The 15,530-nt window shown below is 73.1% G+C and carries 9 protein-coding genes; 3 read left to right on the plus strand and 6 right to left on the minus strand.

All coding sequences use genetic code 11. The features are described 5' to 3' along the window. Positions 1-109 precede the first annotated feature (109 nt). Both ACWEPL_RS62245 and ACWEPL_RS62250 read left to right on the plus strand, forming a co-directional pair. On the plus strand, positions 110-3,133 hold the full coding sequence (locus ACWEPL_RS62245; protein ID WP_452442318.1) for an amino acid adenylation domain-containing protein: 3,024 nt from the start codon (positions 110-112) through the stop codon (positions 3,131-3,133). Then, the gene (locus tag ACWEPL_RS62250; protein WP_452442319.1) at positions 3,130-8,631 is read left to right on the plus strand and encodes a non-ribosomal peptide synthetase/MFS transporter; all 5,502 of its coding nucleotides are present in this window, start codon (positions 3,130-3,132) and stop codon (positions 8,629-8,631) included. Before ACWEPL_RS62245 ends, ACWEPL_RS62250 begins: the two co-directional genes overlap by 4 nt. Here ACWEPL_RS62250 and ACWEPL_RS62255 read toward each other — a convergent pair. From ACWEPL_RS62255 to ACWEPL_RS62265, 3 genes are read right to left on the minus strand one after another with little or no spacing between them, the layout of a single operon-like run. Beyond that, positions 8,602-9,915 carry a 2-oxo acid dehydrogenase subunit E2 gene (locus ACWEPL_RS62255; protein ID WP_452442320.1) on the minus strand — a complete coding sequence of 438 codons (1,314 nt, stop codon included), beginning with the start codon at positions 9,913-9,915 and terminating at the stop codon, positions 8,602-8,604. The genes ACWEPL_RS62250 and ACWEPL_RS62255 overlap by 30 nt on opposite strands. Next, on the minus strand, positions 9,908-10,951 hold the full coding sequence (locus ACWEPL_RS62260; protein WP_452442321.1) for an alpha-ketoacid dehydrogenase subunit beta: 1,044 nt from the start codon (positions 10,949-10,951) through the stop codon (positions 9,908-9,910). The genes ACWEPL_RS62255 and ACWEPL_RS62260 overlap by 8 nt, the downstream gene beginning before the upstream one ends. Next, positions 10,948-11,829 (minus strand): thiamine pyrophosphate-dependent dehydrogenase E1 component subunit alpha, encoded by an 882-nt coding sequence (locus tag ACWEPL_RS62265; RefSeq protein ID WP_452442322.1) that lies wholly within the window; start codon positions 11,827-11,829, stop codon positions 10,948-10,950. The genes ACWEPL_RS62260 and ACWEPL_RS62265 overlap by 4 nt, the downstream gene beginning before the upstream one ends. 179 nt (positions 11,830-12,008) lie before the next feature. Between ACWEPL_RS62265 and ACWEPL_RS62270 the strand changes: the two genes are divergently transcribed. Continuing rightward, complete coding sequence (locus tag ACWEPL_RS62270) at positions 12,009-12,809, plus strand: SHOCT domain-containing protein (protein ID WP_452442323.1); 801 nt, start codon at positions 12,009-12,011, stop codon at positions 12,807-12,809. A 6-nt stretch (positions 12,810-12,815) separates the two neighbouring features. On the opposite strand, the gene ACWEPL_RS62275 is transcribed toward ACWEPL_RS62270, so the two are convergent. The 3 genes from ACWEPL_RS62275 to ACWEPL_RS62285 form a co-directional block, all read right to left on the minus strand. Further along, the gene (locus ACWEPL_RS62275; RefSeq protein WP_452442324.1) at positions 12,816-13,298 is read right to left on the minus strand and encodes a hypothetical protein; all 483 of its coding nucleotides are present in this window, start codon (positions 13,296-13,298) and stop codon (positions 12,816-12,818) included. Positions 13,299-13,381: 83 nt separating this feature from the next. Next, the gene (locus ACWEPL_RS62280) at positions 13,382-13,813 is read right to left on the minus strand and encodes a cupin domain-containing protein (RefSeq protein WP_452442326.1); all 432 of its coding nucleotides are present in this window, start codon (positions 13,811-13,813) and stop codon (positions 13,382-13,384) included. Between the two features lie 51 nt (positions 13,814-13,864). Next, a complete protein-coding gene (locus ACWEPL_RS62285) occupies positions 13,865-15,364 on the minus strand; it encodes an FAD-dependent monooxygenase (RefSeq protein ID WP_452442325.1) in 1,500 nt (499 codons plus the stop codon). Positions 15,365-15,530 lie beyond the last annotated feature (166 nt).

Consider the following 15,530-nt stretch of genomic DNA (forward strand, 5'->3'; position numbering starts at 1 on the left):
CGCTGAAGCTCGCCCAGCACTCCGGGTGGCGCGAGTGCGAGTGCGCGGTGCTCAACAACCTCGGCAACGTGCACTGGAAACTGGGCTCCCTGCAGCGGGCAGCCCCCTCGTGCCGCGCCCGGCCGGCACGCTGCCGCCGCTCTCCCCCGCCCAGGAACGCCTGTGGTTCCTGCACCGCCTGGATCCCTCCGACGCCTCGTACAACATGTACATCGTGCGCAGGCTCCAGGGCCCGCTCGACGAGGCGGCGCTGGAGCGGGCCCTGACCGGGCTGATCGCCAGGCACGAGTCGTTGCGGACCCGCTTCCCCGAGGTGGACGGGCGGCCGGTGGCCGTGGTCGAGCGGCCCGCACCCGCCAGGATCGAGCGGCTGGAAGCCCGCGACGAGGCCGAGGCCCGCGCGCTCGTCGCCGCCCGCACGAACGCCCCGCTCGACCTGGGCGCCGCACCGCCGCTGCGCGTCACGCTCGTCCGGATGAGCCCGGACGACCATGTGCTCTGCGTCGTCCTGCACCACATCGTGGCCGACGGCTGGTCGATCACCGTCTTCCTGGACGACCTGGCCGCCCTGTACGCCACCGCCGAGCTCGCGCCGCTGGCCGTGCAGCACGGGGACGTCGCCGGGTGGCGGCGGGAGCAGGACCGCGGCGCGGCCCTCGACTACTGGCGCGCGCAGCTTGCCGACCCGCCCACCCTGGACCTGCGCACGGACCGGCCGCACCGCCCCGGGGCGACGCGCGGCGACTTCCACCTGCTGGAGGTGCCGGGCGAGCTGCTCGCCCAGCTGGAGTCGACGGCTCGCCGGCATCGGGTGACGCTCTTCATGGTGCTGCTGGCGGCGTACCAGATCCTGCTGTCGCGGCACACGGGGCAGGACGACGTGCTGGTCGGGTCGCCGACGGCGGGCCGGGACCGGGTGGAGCTGGAGCCCCTCATCGGCTACCTCAGCACCACGCTCGTCCTGCGCGGCGACCTTTCGGGAGACCCGGCGCTGGAGGAGCTGCTGGCCAGGACGCGCAGGACCGTCCTGGACGCGATGGCCCATCACGACGTGCCGTTCGAGCAGCTGCTGGCCGAGCTGGACGTGGAACGGGACCTGGCCAGGAAGCCGATGTTCCAGACCCTGTTCACCCTGAACAGCCAGACCGCCGACGGCGAACGCGACCGCCTCGGCCCGGTGCGGATGTCGTACTTCGACGACGGGTACCGGCAGGCCAAGTTCGACCTGACCGTGGAGGCGTGGCGGTCGCCCGGGCGGCTGCGGGTGGCGTTCGGGTACGACGCGGGGTTGTTCGACGCGGAGACGGTGGCGGAGCTGGCGGAGCGGTTCGCGGTGGTGCTGCGGGGGGTGGCCGACCCGGGCAACCGGCGGGTGCCCCTGTCGCGCCTGCCCGTGCTGACGCCGTCCGACGAGGCCCTGCTCGCGTCGCTGGACCGCCCTCCGGCGGGCGTGGTGGGGACCGTCGGAGGGCTCATCGCCGAGTCGGGGTCGGCGCACCCCGGCGAGGTGGCCGTGAGCTGCGGCGCCGAGGCCGTGACGTACGCCGAGCTGGAGCGGCGGGTGGCGCGGCTGGCCGGTGAGCTGGCCGGGCGGGGCGCGGGCGACGGGGACCTGATCGGGCTCCGGACGGGCCGCTCGGTCGAGGCGGTGGTGGCCATGCTGGCGATCTGGCGGGTGGGTGCCGCCTACGTGCCCCTGGACCCCGAGTACCCGCCGGAGCGCCTGCGCGCCATGGCCGCGGGGACGTCCCTCGTCGTCACGGCGGGGATCGAGCCGGGGCCGGGCTCCGCGGAACGCCGGCCGGGCCTGGCGTACGTGATCTACACCTCGGGCTCCACCGGCACCCCCAAGGGTGTCGCCGTCGAGCACGCCGGGCTGGCCGAGCGGGTCCGGTGGATGCGCTCCGCGTACGGGCTGCGTCCCGGCGACCGCGTCGTCCAGCTCGCCTCGCTGAGCTTCGACACCCACGCCGAGGAGATCTTCCCGGCGCTGGCCGCGGGCGCCACGGTCGAGCTGCTGCCCGGAGGCGGCGCCACCCTGCCCGACCTGCTCGCCCGGCGGCCCGACGTCACCGTGCTCGACCTGCCCACCGCCTACTTCCACCACCTGGTGGACCTGATCGACGAGATCCCCTGGCCGGACGGGCTCCGCCTGGTGATCCTCGGCGGCGAGCAGGTGCGCGCGCAGGCCGTGGCCCGCTGGCGCGAACGCTTCGGCGACCGGGTGCGGCTGGTCAACACGTACGGCCCCACGGAGGCGACGATCATCGCCACGTACGCGGAACTGGAGGGCGGGGACCCGCACCCGCCGATCGGCCGCCCCGTGGAGGCGACCCCCGTCCAGGTCCTCGACCGCCACGGGGCGCCCACCCCGCCGGGCGCGCCCGGCGAGCTGTACGTCGGCGGCCCCGGCGTGGCCCGCGGCTACCTCAACGCTCCCGACACGCCGTTCGTGACCCTGCCGGAGGGCCGCTACTTCCGGACGGGCGACCGGGTGCGGCTGCGGCGCGACGGCCGGTTGGAGTTCCTCGGGCGCCTGGACGCCCAGGTGAAGGTGCGCGGGTTCCGCGTCGAGCCGGGCGAGGTCGAGCACTGCCTGCTCGCCCATCCCGACGTCCGGCAGGCGGCCGTGCTCGCGCGAGAGGGCGACCTGGTGGCGTACGTGGTATCGCGTGGGGAGACCAGCGCCGGGGGCCTGGCCGAGCATGTCGCGCGGGCGCTGCCGCCGTACCTGGTGCCCGCGTACTGGGTGCTGCTCGACGCGCTGCCCCTCACCCGCAACGGCAAGCTCGACCGGGCCGCGCTCCCCGAGCCGGACGCCCCGGTCGGGAGCGACGACACGCCGCCCAGGACGGACGCCGAGGAGCTGGTGGCCGACGTCTGGGCGGAGGTGCTGGGCGCGGACAAGATCGGCGCGTTCGACGACTTCTTCGCTCTCGGCGGCCACTCGCTGCTCGCCATCCGGGTGGCCGCCCGGTTGCGCGCCCTGGCGGGGGTGGATCTGCCGATCCGTACGCTGTTCGACCGCCGTACCGTGGCGGCGCTGGCGCAGGCCGTCGAGGAGGCGCTGGTGGCCGAGGTGGCGGGGCTGTCCGACGAGCAGGTCATGAGACTGACGGAGGAAGGCCCATGACCGAGCTGACGCAGGCCCAGCGGGCGCTGCTCACCCAGCGGCTCCGCAGGCGCGGCGGATCGCGGCCGGCCATCCCCGCGCTGCCCGCCGACCGGCCCCCGCCCCTGTCGTACGCGCAGGAGCGGCTGTGGTTCATGGAGCAGTACGCCCCCGGGAACGCCGCCTACACGATCCCGCTGGTGCGACGGGTACGCGGGCCTCTCCAGCCCGACGTCCTGGCGGCGGCGCTGCGCAGGGTCTGCGAACGCCACCAGCCGCTGCGCACCCGCTTCCCCGCCGGCGCGGACGGGCAGCCGGACGTGCTGGTGTCGGACGAGACCGAGGTCCCGCTGACCGTCGCCGAGGCCGGGTCGGCGCAGGCGGCCAGGGAGCTGGTGGGGCCGTTCCTGGCGGAGCCGTTCGACCTGGTGGCGGGCCCGGTCATGAGAGCGCTGCTGGTACGGCTGGCGCCCGACGACCACGTGCTGGCGCTGGCCGTGCACCACATCGCGGCCGACGGCTGGTCGGCGAACCTCCTGCTGCGCGAGATCCTGGCGTTCTGCACCGGCGGGACGGCGCCCGAGCTGCCCGTCACGTACGGGGACTTCGCCGCCTGGCAGCGCGAACGCGCGGACGGCGACGTCGGCTACTGGCGCGACCGGCTGGCCGGGCTGGAGCCCCTGGAGCTGCCGGCCGACGCGCCGCGGCCGCCCGAGCTGACCTACGCCGGGGCCGCGCACCACTTCGTGATCGCCCCCGAGCTGGCCGAGCGGCTGGACCGGCTGGGCAGGGAGCATGGCGCGACGCCGTACATGGTGCTGCTGGCGGCCTTCGCGGTGCTGCTCGGGCGGTACGCGGGGCAGGACGACGTGGCGATCGGCTCGCCGGTGGCCGGGCGGGCGCTGCCCGAGCTGGACAACCTGGTCGGGTGCTTCGTCAACATGCTGGCGATGCGGGTGGACCTGTCCGGGGACCCGTCGTTCGGGGAACTGCTGGGACGGGTGCGCGAGCTGGCCACGGACGCGTACTCGCACCAGGAGGTGCCGTTCGAGCGGCTGGTGTCGGAGCTGAACGTGGCGCGGGAGCCGTCCAGGTCGCCGGTGTTCCAGGTCATCCTCGCCATGCAGAACTACGGCGGCGAGCCGGAGCCGGGGCCGCTGACGCTGGAGGGGTTCGAGCCGGGGGTGTGGGCGACCCGGTTCGACCTGGAGCTCTACACCGGGGGCGGCGGGGCGTTCCTGTTCGTCTACAACACCGCGCTGTTCTCCGCCGAGCGGATCGAGCGCATGGCCGGGCATCTGGCCACGCTGCTGGAAGGGATGGCGGCCGATCCGGCGGCGCCGGTGTCGGAGCTGGAGCTGCTGACGCCGCAGGAGCTGGACGAGCGGCGGCGCTGGAACGACACCGCCGTCGACCTCGGCCCGCCGGGACTGCTGCACGAGCCGGTCATGACCGGTGCGGAGAGCGGGGGCGTGGCGGTGCGGCATCCCGGGGGCGAGATCACGTACGGGGAGCTGCGCCGCCGGGTGCGGGCGCTGGCCGCCGAGCTCAGGACCGCCGGGGCCGGGCCGGGACAGTTGGTGGCCGTCGTGATGGAGCGGGGCTGGGAGCAGGTCGTCGCGGTGCTGGCGATCAACGCGGCCGGGGCGGCGTACCTGCCGATCGACGCCGACCTGCCCGACCAGCGGTGCTTCGAGCTGATCGAGCGCGGCGGATGCGCGATCGCCGTCACCCAGCCCTGGCTGGACCTGTCCTGGCCGGACGGGGTGGCCCGGCTCGCGGTGCTCCCGGACGCGGACGCCCCGCCCTTCGACTGCCCGGCCTCCCCCGCCGACCTCGCGTACGTGATCTTCACCTCCGGCTCCACCGGCGCCCCCAAGGGGGTGATGATCGAGCACCGGGCCGCCCTGAACACCGTCCGCGACCTCAACCAGCGCTTCCGCGTCGGCCCCGCCGACCGCTTCCTCGCGCTCTCGGCCCTGAGCTTCGACCTGTCCGTGTACGACGTCTACGGCGCGGCGGCCGTCGGCGCGACCCTCGTCATGGGCGACCCGGCCGCCGACAAGGACCCCGCCGCCTGGGCCCGCCTCGTGGAGCGGGAACGCGTCACCGTCTGGAACTCCGTGCCCGCCCTCATGGAGCTCCTGGTGGACCACGCCGAGCACGAGGGCACCGACCTCGGCTCCCTGCGGCTGATCCTGCTGTCGGGCGACTGGATCCCGCTGACGCTCCCCGACCGCATCCGCGCCCTCGCCCCGGACGCCGAGGTCATCAGCCTGGGCGGCGCCACCGAGGGGTCGATCTGGTCCATCTCGTACCCGATCGGCCGGGTGGACCCGTCCTGGACCTCCATCCCGTACGGCCGTCCCCTGGCCAACCAGACGTTCCACATCCTCGGCCCCGGGCTGCGGGACACCCCCGTCGGCGTGCCCGGCGACCTGTACATCGGCGGCGCGGGCGTGGCCACCGGCTACTGGCGCGACCCCGAGCGGACGGCCGCCTCCTTCCGCACCCACCCCCGCACCGGCGAGCGCCTCTACCGCACGGGCGACCTCGGCCGGTACGCCGCCGACGGCGTCATCGAGTTCCTCGGCCGGGCCGACGCGCAGGTCAAGATCCGCGGCTACCGGATCGAACTCGGCGAGATCGAGACCCATCTCGCCCGCCACCCCGACGTGACCGAGTGCGTGGTCACGACCGACGGGCGGGGCACGGGGGCGCAGCTCGTCGCGTACGTGGTCACGCCGCACCCGGACCCGGTGCGCCTGCGCGCCCACCTCGCCGAGACGCTGCCCGCGTACATGATCCCCGCCCGTTTCGTCGCCCTCCCGAGCCTCCCCCTCACCGCCAACGGCAAGGTGGACCGCCGCCGCCTGCCCGCCCCCTCGGCCGCTCCGGCCGGAACGCGCACCGCGCCGGAGACGGACACCGAGCGCCTGGTGAGCGCCGTCTGGGCGGAGGTGCTCGACGGGGCGGACTTCGGCATCGACGACGACTTCTTCGACGTCGGCGGGCACTCGCTGCTGGCCATCAAGGTCGTGGCGCGCCTGCGCAGGCAGCTCCCGTCGCCGGTCGCGGTGGTGGACCTGTTCAAGCATCCGACGGTGCGCGAGCTGGCGGCGTTCGCCGACGGCGGCGCCGCCGGGCCGCGCGGGCTGCTGCACGAGCTGACGCCGCGCCGCGTCCATGCCGAGCTCACGTACGTGTGCGTCCCGTACGGCGGGGGCGCCGCGGTGGCCTACCAGCCGCTGGCCGACGCGCTGCCCGCCACGCACGCGCTGTGGGCGGTCGCGATCCCCGGGCATGACGTGGGGCTGGACGAGGACCGGCTGCCCCTGGAGGAGGTGGCCGACCGGTGCGTGCGGGAGATCCTGGAGAAGGTACGGGGGCCGCTCGCGCTGTACGGGCACTGCGGGGTCGGGTCGGCGCTGACGGTCGCGATCGCGCGGCGGCTGGAGGCGGCCGGGCGGCGGCTCGAAGCGGTCTACATCGGGGCGATCTTCCCGTTCGCCCGGCCGGGGAACCGGGTGCTGGCGGCGCTGTCCCGGCTGGCGCGGCGGGAGTACCTGCGCAGCGACCGCAGCTACGCCAACTGGCTGACCTCGATGGGGCTCGACATGAGCGAGCTCGATCCGGGGCAGGCGCGGCACATCATCAGGAACATGCGCGAGGACACCGAGGCGGCGGAGGAGTATTTCACCGGGCTGTTCGAGAGCGCGGTGGAGCCGTTGCGGGCGCCGGTGATCAGTGTGGCGGGCGAGCGGGATCCGGCCACCGAGTATTTCGAGGAGCGGTATCGCGAGTGGCACTTCCTGAGTCCGACGGCCGCAGTGGTGGAGCTGGATGAGGCCGGACACTTTTTCCTGAAATATCGGGCGCAGGAGCTGGCCGAGATCGTCACCCGCACCCACCTCGCCCTGGACACGGGCGAGCCGCTCTCGGGCCCGAACTGGCGCCTGCACGACACCTCCCACCTCACCTCATCGCCCCCGGCCACAGTCCCATCCGCTCCGCCAACGGCAGCTCCGGCGGCAACCCCATCCGCTCGCCCCGTCCCCGCCACTCCCCCGGCTCCGGCCCCGTCCGCGCGCTCGGTCCCCGCCGCTCCCCCGGCTCCGGCCCCATCCGCTCGGCCGGTCCCCGCCACCGGCCCGACCCCGGCTCGGATCCCGCCCGCGGGGCCGCTCGCGGGGCCGCAACCCAGCATGCGGCGGTTCCTGGTCGTGGCCGGGGGCCAGCTGGTGTCGATCATGGGCTCGGCGCTGACCGAGTTCGCCATTCCCCTCTGGATCTACCTCACCACCGGCTCCCTGGCCCAGTTCGCCCTGCTCGCCGTCCTCGGCCTGGTGCCGGGCATGGTGGTGGCCCCGCTGGCGGGCGCCATCGTGGACCGCAGCGACCGCCGTACCGTGATGCTCGGCGGCGACTTCGCCGCCTTCGGGACGCAGCTCCTGCTCGGCGTGCTGCTGTGGACGGGCAACCTGCAGACCTGGCACATCTACCCGCTGCTCGCGCTGCTGTCGGTGGCGCTCACGTTCCAGCGCCTCGCCTACAGCTCGGCGGTGCCGCAGCTCGTGCCCAAGCGGCACCTCGGCCACGCGAACGGCATCGTGCAGATGGCAGGGGGGATGACGCAGCTCATCGTGCCGCTGGCGGCCGCCGGGCTGATGGCGGTCATCGGGCTCGGGGGCATCCTGGTCCTGGACGTGATCAGCTACGTGTTCGCGATCGCCGTGACGCTGCTGGTGCGCTTCCCCAGGACGATGGCCTGGCGACGCAAGGAGCCGGTCATGACGGAGCTGGTGGCCGGGTTCCGGTATTCGTGGGGGCAGCTCGGGTTCCGGCGGATGCTGCTGTTCTTCGCGGTCCTGAACGTGTTCCTGTCGCCGCTCTTCCTGATGATCTCGCCGCTGGTGCTGTCGTTCGCGGGGCTGCAGGACGTAGGGCGGATCTCGTTCCTGTCGGGGCTCGGGGTGCTGCTCGGCGGCCTGGCCATGACGGTGTGGGGCGGGCCCGGTCACGGGCGGATGCGGGCGGTGCTCTGGTGCACGCTCGCGCTGGCCGCGTTCTGCCTGGTCACGGGGTTGCGGGCGGATCTGGTGACGATCGGGGTCGGGGCGTTCGGGATGTCGTTGTGGGTGACGCTGCTCAACGGGGTCTACGCCACGATCGTGCAGGTGAAGGTGCCGCAGCGCTTCCACGGGCGGGTGTTCGCGCTGAACACGCTGATCGCCTGGTCGACGCTGCCGCTGGGGTTCGGGCTCGTGGCGCCGTACGGGGCGGCGGTGTTCGACCCGCTGCTCGCCCCGGACGGGCCGCTCGCCTCGACCGTCGGCGCGCTGATCGGGACGGGGGCGGGGCGGGGTGTGGGATTGATGTACGTCCTGTTCGCGGTCGCGATGGCGGTGCTGGCGGTCGTGGCGCTCCGGTCCCGGCTGCCGTCCCTGGTGGACGATGCCGCCGACGCCGCCCCCGACGACCTGGTCGGCCTACAGTCCCTCGAACGACGCCGCCTCTAGCGCTTCCTTGAGCGCCTGGAGGAACAGGACGGCGTCCCTGCCGTTGACCAGCCGATGGTCGTAGGCCAGCCCGATCACCGCCACCGTGCGCTCGCCTTCCCGCTGCGGCGAGGTGAGCGCGAGGGCGCACGCCTGGCCCGGGAAGACGATGGGGATGGCCATGACGATGTCGCGGTCGTGGTGCAGGGTGACGACGATGTTGCCGCCCTCGAAGTGCTCCTGCCTGAACCCGCCGCGCTGGGCCAGCCGCCGGAACCCGGCCAGTTCCCCGGCGATCTCCTCGATCCCCTTGCCGTGGGCGTCCCGGATGACCGGCACGTACAGGCCGGTGCCGAGATCGATCGTGACGCCCACGTTGGGGGCGTCGGGAACGGCGGCCGTGTCCTCGTCCATGAGGGTGGCGAAGCACAGCGGGAAGTCCTGGTGCAGGCGGGCGACGGCGGCGATGAGGAGGTCGGGCAGGCCGACGAGCTTGCGCAGGCGCTTGGTGAGGTCGCGGGCGGTTGTGGTGGCCTTGCCCACGTCCACTTTTATGGCGGTGTAGGCGGCGGGGATCGTCCGATGCGAAAGGCTCACCGTCCTTCCGACGGCCTGCTGATTCCCGCTCAACCCCCGCACACTCCCCCCGACCGGCGCGACGGAGGCGGGCGGCACCGCGGTGGGCGCGACGGCGGGCACGGGCGGTGGGGGCGTCTCCGCGACGGAGGCCTCCGCGGACGGCGAGGGTCCTTCGACGGTAGGCGACGCCGGCGGGCGGGGCGGAGGTGAGCCCGCTGCGGCCAGGCGCTCGACGTCGGCGCGCCGCACCACCTTCACGGGCAGGTCGCGCACCCGGGCGGGGTCGATGCCCAGCTCGTCGATGAGCGCCTGCGCGGGCGCCGTGATCAGCGGCGCTTTGGCGGGCAGGCCGTCACCGGAGGCCGCCGCAAGCGCGCCCGAGGCGGGCGAGGGCACGGCCGAGGGAAGCGCGAACGAAGGCGGGGCGCACGCGGGGGTCGGCGTGGGCGTGGGCGGGGCGGGGGTGGGTGGAGGTGGGGTGGGGGGTGGTGCGGGGTGGGGGGTGATGTGGGCGATGGGCTGGCCCGGGGTGCAGTCGGCGCCCGCCGGGATCAGCTGGACCAGAATCCCGTCCTGCCCGCTGACCAGCTCCTCCACCGTCTTGGACGTCTCCACCGACGCCACCACGTCATCCCCCCGCACCGGCGCGCCATCCGCCACCAGCCATTCCAGCAGCACGTACGCCGAGTCGTTGGTGTTCAGCTTCGGCACCCGGATCTCAGCCATCCAGCCCCTCCAGCACGGCACGGCGGATCGTGGAGTCCTGGACGAGCACCTCGCGCTCCAGGTGGGCGGCCGTGGGGATCACGCTGTCCGCCGAGCTGACCAGCCGGACCGGGCGCCGCAGGCGGCCCCAGAGGCGGGTGTGCAGGTCGGCGGCCACGTGGTCGCCCCAGGTGCCGCCCGCGCTGCCGTCCTCGGCCACGCACACCAGCGGCGCCCGCCCGAGCAGCGGCAGCAGCTCCGACGGGTCGAAGGGGTACAGGCGCGAGGGGACCATCAGGACGCCGGTCAGGTCGTGGTCGAGCAGCAGGGTTCGCATGGCGGCCAGCGCGCGGTGGGCGACCCCGCCGGGGGTGATCAGCACGTAGTCGAGATCGCCGGAGGGGATGTCGAGGCCGCCGGGTCCCCCGGTGTCGAGGCGGACCACCGCCACGTCGCCCACCAGCTCCCACGTGAACAGCTCGTCCACCTCGTACATCCGCCGCGTGTACAGCACCTTGTCCTCGAACAGCAGGCACGGCTCGCCCAGCGCCAGCATGCGGTCGAGCACGGCCCGGTTGTCGTGGAAGGGTGACATCTCGAACAGCGACAGCCCGGGGATCCCGATGAAGTGCTTCTGCGGGCTCTGGCTGTGGGTGGGGCCGTAGCCGCGGTGGCCGCCGGACGGGCACCGGATCACCAGCGGGAGGGGTACGCGGGTCCCGTACATGGTGACGGATTTGCCGGCGAAGTTGAGGATCTGGTCGAAGGCGAGTGCCACGAAGTCGGCGAACATGATCTCCACGACCGCCTTGCCGCCCGCCAGCGCCAGCCCCGAGGCCGCGCCGACGATGGCGCCCTCGCTGAGCGGGGTGGTGAGCACGCGGCCGGGGAAGCGGGTGGACAGGCCCTTGGTGATCTTGAAGGCGCCGCCGTAGGGGTCGAGGAGGTCCTCGCCCAGGACGTACACGGAGGGGTCGTCCTCGAGGAGCCCGTGCAGCGCGCGGTTGAGGTTCTCACCGACCCGCACCCTGCCCGCGGGCACCCCGCCGACCGTCACGCCGGCGTCCAGACGGACGGCGGCCGGGCGGCGACCTCGGCCGCGACCCGGTCGATCCGGGTACGGGCCTCCGCCTCGATCCCGGCGGACTGTACGGGGTGCGCGGCCTGGTAGGCGGCGTACCAGTCGAAGCGGGGGAAGTCCGGCGGCCGGGTGTCGTCGCCCTTGCTGTGGGGGCCGAGGCGATGGGTGGCGAACTCCACGACCAGCGGGAGCGACTCCGTCCGTACCCGGTCGACGAGCGGCGCCAGCTGGGTGCGTATTTCGTGAATTTCCGCGATATCCACCCGGTGGTGCGCCACGCCGAACGCCCGCGCCCGCCCCTCCACCGTGCCCGCCATCTGCAGCCCCGTCGGCGTGGACTGGGCGATGCCGTTGTGCTCGACCACGACCAGGAGCGGGAGCCGCCAGAGCTGGGCCAGGTTGAGCGCCTCGTACACGGCTCCCTCGCCCCAGGTGCCGTCGCCGATGTAGACGCACGCCAGCGCGCCCGGCTCGTGCCGCTTCAGCCGCACCGCGACCCCGGCCGCCACGGGCAGGCTCTGGCCCTGCACGCCGGTGGACAGGTAGCGGCCGCGCTTGAGGTGCTGGCTGCCGCCGACGCCGTCGCAGATCGCCCCCTTCCGGCCCATGATCTCGGCCAGCAGCCCCTCCGGGTCCTCGAACCTGGCCAGATAGTGGCCATGGCCCCGGTGGTTGCTGAAGATCCAGTCGCTCTCGCGCAGGAGCGTCCGCAGGGAGACGGGGACGTACTCCTGGCCGAGGCAGGTGTGGGTGGTGCCGTTGAGCTCGCCGCGCTCGAAGAGCGAGAGCAGCTTCAGCTCGAAGAATCGGATCAGCAGTAACAGCGCCAGGTCGTCGTCAGAGAGTTTGTCCATTGAGTCTCTCGAGCACCAGGAGAACCTCCTGAAAGGCTAACAATCCGCATATTTCCCGTCCAGGGCAGCATTCAAGCCTCGATGGAACGGTCCGATTCTTCCTCAAACGGATCCCTGACCGAGATCACCGCTCGTTACGCTGACACCCGATCCACCGCCCCACTGACGGGAGCAGGCCGATGTTCGGGCGTTATCTGAGGTCACAACTGGTCGTCCTGCTCTGTGGAGGGCTGGTCGGCCCGATCTTCGTGATCGTCTACCTCGCGCTCGGCCCGGCCGAGCGCGCGGAGATCCAGTGGATGTTCTACGTCGGCCTGGTGGTCACGGTGTCCGACGTGGTGGTCGCGGTGGCCCTGGCTCGCAGCGGCGCGAAGGCGGCCGCCAGGACCGCCGCCCTGGAGCGGAGCGGGGTGCTGACGCTCGCGCAGATCACCGGCATGTCGGAGACCGGCACCAGGATCAACGACCAGCCGCTGATCAGGCTCGGCCTGCGCATCGAGGGCCCGGGGTTCGCGTTCGACACCCAGGACCGCGTGCTGGCCAGTGTGACGCGGACGGGCAACTTCAACGCGCGCAGGCTCGTCGTACTCGTCGATCCGGCCACGCAGGAGCACCAGATCGACTGGGAGCGCAGCGCTCTGGTGAACGGGCTGATGCCGGCGAGGTTCAGCCTGGCCGAGGAGAACAGGACCTACGACCTGAGCGGCCAGGCCGGACCGCTCATGGAGATCCTGCAGCTCCTCAGGGCCAACGGCATCCCGCTGAACGGCATGATGGACGTGCGCTCCAAGCCGGAGCTGCGTCAGCAGATCCAGGCCGTGGTGCGCCGGGCCGCCGCCCGGCCGGCGGCGGGTGCAGCCTCGCCGTCCGAGCGGTCCGCCGCCCAGCGCCTGGAGGAGCTGGAGGCGCTCCGCACGACGGGGGCGATCACGGACGACGAGTACGCCGCCAAACGCCGGCAGATCATCTCCGAGATCTGAGGGCGCCTACTTCGACAGGTAGAGGGTCTTCCAGGTGCCCGCGTACTGGCAGACGAGGGACGGCTTGGCGGACTTGGACTCCGAGCAGACCTTGAGCTCGACCTGGTAGACGTCCCGGGAGGAGAACGAGAACCGCTTCGGGGTGCTGTACGAGCAGTCGCGCACCGCGTGCTGCCGGAACGGCAGGTTGCTCCCGGAGCGGTACGTGATGCGGAAGACCGCCCAACCGCAGGTGGCGGCGGGCCGCGTGTGGTCGTACACCTTGCCCGAGACCCGGACGACGTCGGCCGTCGGCAGGTCGGCGTGGTCCTCCCCCGTGGCCGTCAGCGTGCCCACGGCGTGGGCGGCGCGCCCCGGCGCGTAGTACGGGCCCCACGCGGCCGAGTCCGCCGCGGTCGCGGCCTGTGCGGCGGGGGCGATGGTCGTGACAGCGGCGATGGTGGCGGTGGCGGCGATGGCCAGACCGGCGAGGGTGCGGGGGATCGTCATCAGGGGCCGTCCTTTCGTGGCGAGATGACGACAATGTGCGATACGCCGATTTCAGCTGACTTGCCGCGGACCGACGTACGCTTTCAAGAGCCTTGCGGGCTCTGCCCGGCGGTGGGGCGCGGGGCACGCAGGTGGGCCCGCTGCGCCAGCTCCGCCTCGTCGACGTACGTCAGCATCGGCTGACCGGGCGCGCACAGCATGAACACGACGAACTTGGTCGGAGCGTCCGGCAAGGCGTTGCCGTCCTGGTAGTGGATCACGTCGCCGCCCGGCTCCCAGAACGTCTCACCGGCCTCGACCACCCGCTCCGGCTCACCTTCGAGCTCGAACCGTATCGCGCCCTCGATCACGTAGCCGAAGGCCGGCCCCGCGTGGCGGTGCGGAGCAAGGCCGGGGTGGCCGGGAGACCACTCGACGAGGATGGTCATCCCCGAAGCACCCTCGGGGATGAAGGGCGGCTTGATGTCCGCCAGAATCTTGAATCCGGGCTCCGCCGCCGAGTCCTTGTTCGACATGGTCACCACACCTCCATGGGCCTGTTACCCGCATACGCGCAGGTCAGGCCATCAGCCGGGCAGCCTCGTCCCGACCGGGCCGGTCACGGCCGACTCCGGCGGCAAGCCGCACCATTCCGCCAGGGCGGAACGCAGGCCGAGGACACGGGTGGCGGGATCCGCGGCGGTGCTCGCCCAGGCGACGTAACCGTCCGGACGGACCAGCATGGAGGGCAGGCGGGCGCTTCTCGGCGTGGCGTGCCTGACCCGCGCCGGCGGAAGCACGGCGGGCTCGTCGGCGGGGGCCAGGAGCACGAAGCGCCCGTCGCGCAGCGCCTCGTACAGCCGGCTCGCGTCGCCGGTCAGGAGGACGTCGGGGACCCGCCGCCCGACCAGCGGGTGCGCTCCCCGGGGCGCGGAGTAGGAGATCGCGAGGCCGGAGATGGCCTCCCGCAGCCGGCGGGCGGCCGGCGGGAACCGGTTCATGATGATCGGGAGCGTCGCCCGCAGGACCCTGTCACGCCGCGTACGGGCCAGGGCCGTGGTGAGCAGGCGGCCGCTGAGCCGTACGATCATGCCGCCCACCGGATGCCGTTCGGCGTGGTAGGTGTCGAGCAGGCCCTCCGGCGCCCAGCCCTGGACCGCCGCGGCGAGCTTCCAGCCGAGGTTGGCCGCGTCCTGCATGCCGGTGTTCATCCCCTGCCCGCCCGCGGGGGAATGCACGTGCGCGGCGTCGCCCGCCAGGAACACCCGGCCGACGCGGTAGCTGGGAACCTGCCGCTCGTCGCTGTGGAACCTGGTCAGCCAGCGCACGTCGTGCAGGCCGAGGTCGTCGCCCATGACGCTGCGGGTGATGTCACTCACCTCCTGGAGCGTGACCGGCGCGCTGCTGGGAAGCTGCCGCCGCCGGTCCCAGGCGATGATCCGGAAGCGCCCGTCCCCGAAGGGGGCGACGAAGCAGAAGCCCTCGGCGCCGGTGTTGAGGCCCAGTTCCCGCGTCGGGGGCCGGCTGAGGCGCACGTCGGCCAGCATCACCGAGTCCACCGCGGAACGCCCGAGGAACGGAACGCCGAGCGCGTCCCGTACGACGCTGCGCACGCCGTCGGCGCCCACCACGAATTTCGCGCGCCGGCTGTGGATGGTGCCGTCGATGCGCATGCTCACGTCCACGCCGTCGGCGTCCTGGCGGAGACCGACGGCCTCGACCCCGCGCATGACCTCCAGGCCGAGCCTGGAGGCACGGTTCTCCAGCACGTGTTCGGTGTTGTACTGCGGGGTGCACAGCAGGAACGGGAACCGCGACCGCAACCGGGACAGGTCGATCTCCAGGTTGCCGAACATCGACATCGTCCCGAAGATCGCGCCCGTCTCGATCAGCTCGTCGGCCACGCCCCGGGCGTCGAGCTGTTCCAGCGTCCTGGCGTGCACGACGAACGCCCGCGACAGCTTCGACCCTCGAAGCTCCCGATCCACGATCATGCACGCGACGCCTCTCGCGGCGAGGTCGCCCGCGAGCAGCAGACCCGTCGGGCCGGCTCCGACGATCATCACCTCGGTGTCAAAGAGCGCCATCAGCGTCTCCCGTCTCCTCTGAGCGCCTTGCGACGCGATCGCCCGGGAGGAGACGGCGACTCGCTGTTATGAATGCATTCCCTTCATGGTACGACCGGGCTGTTCAGGAGCCCGGGCGGGCCGCCGCGGCGGGCCGCCCGGAGGGAGGTAAGTCCGCGGCCTTGGG

The organism is Nonomuraea sp. NPDC004186 (genome assembly GCF_053603495.1).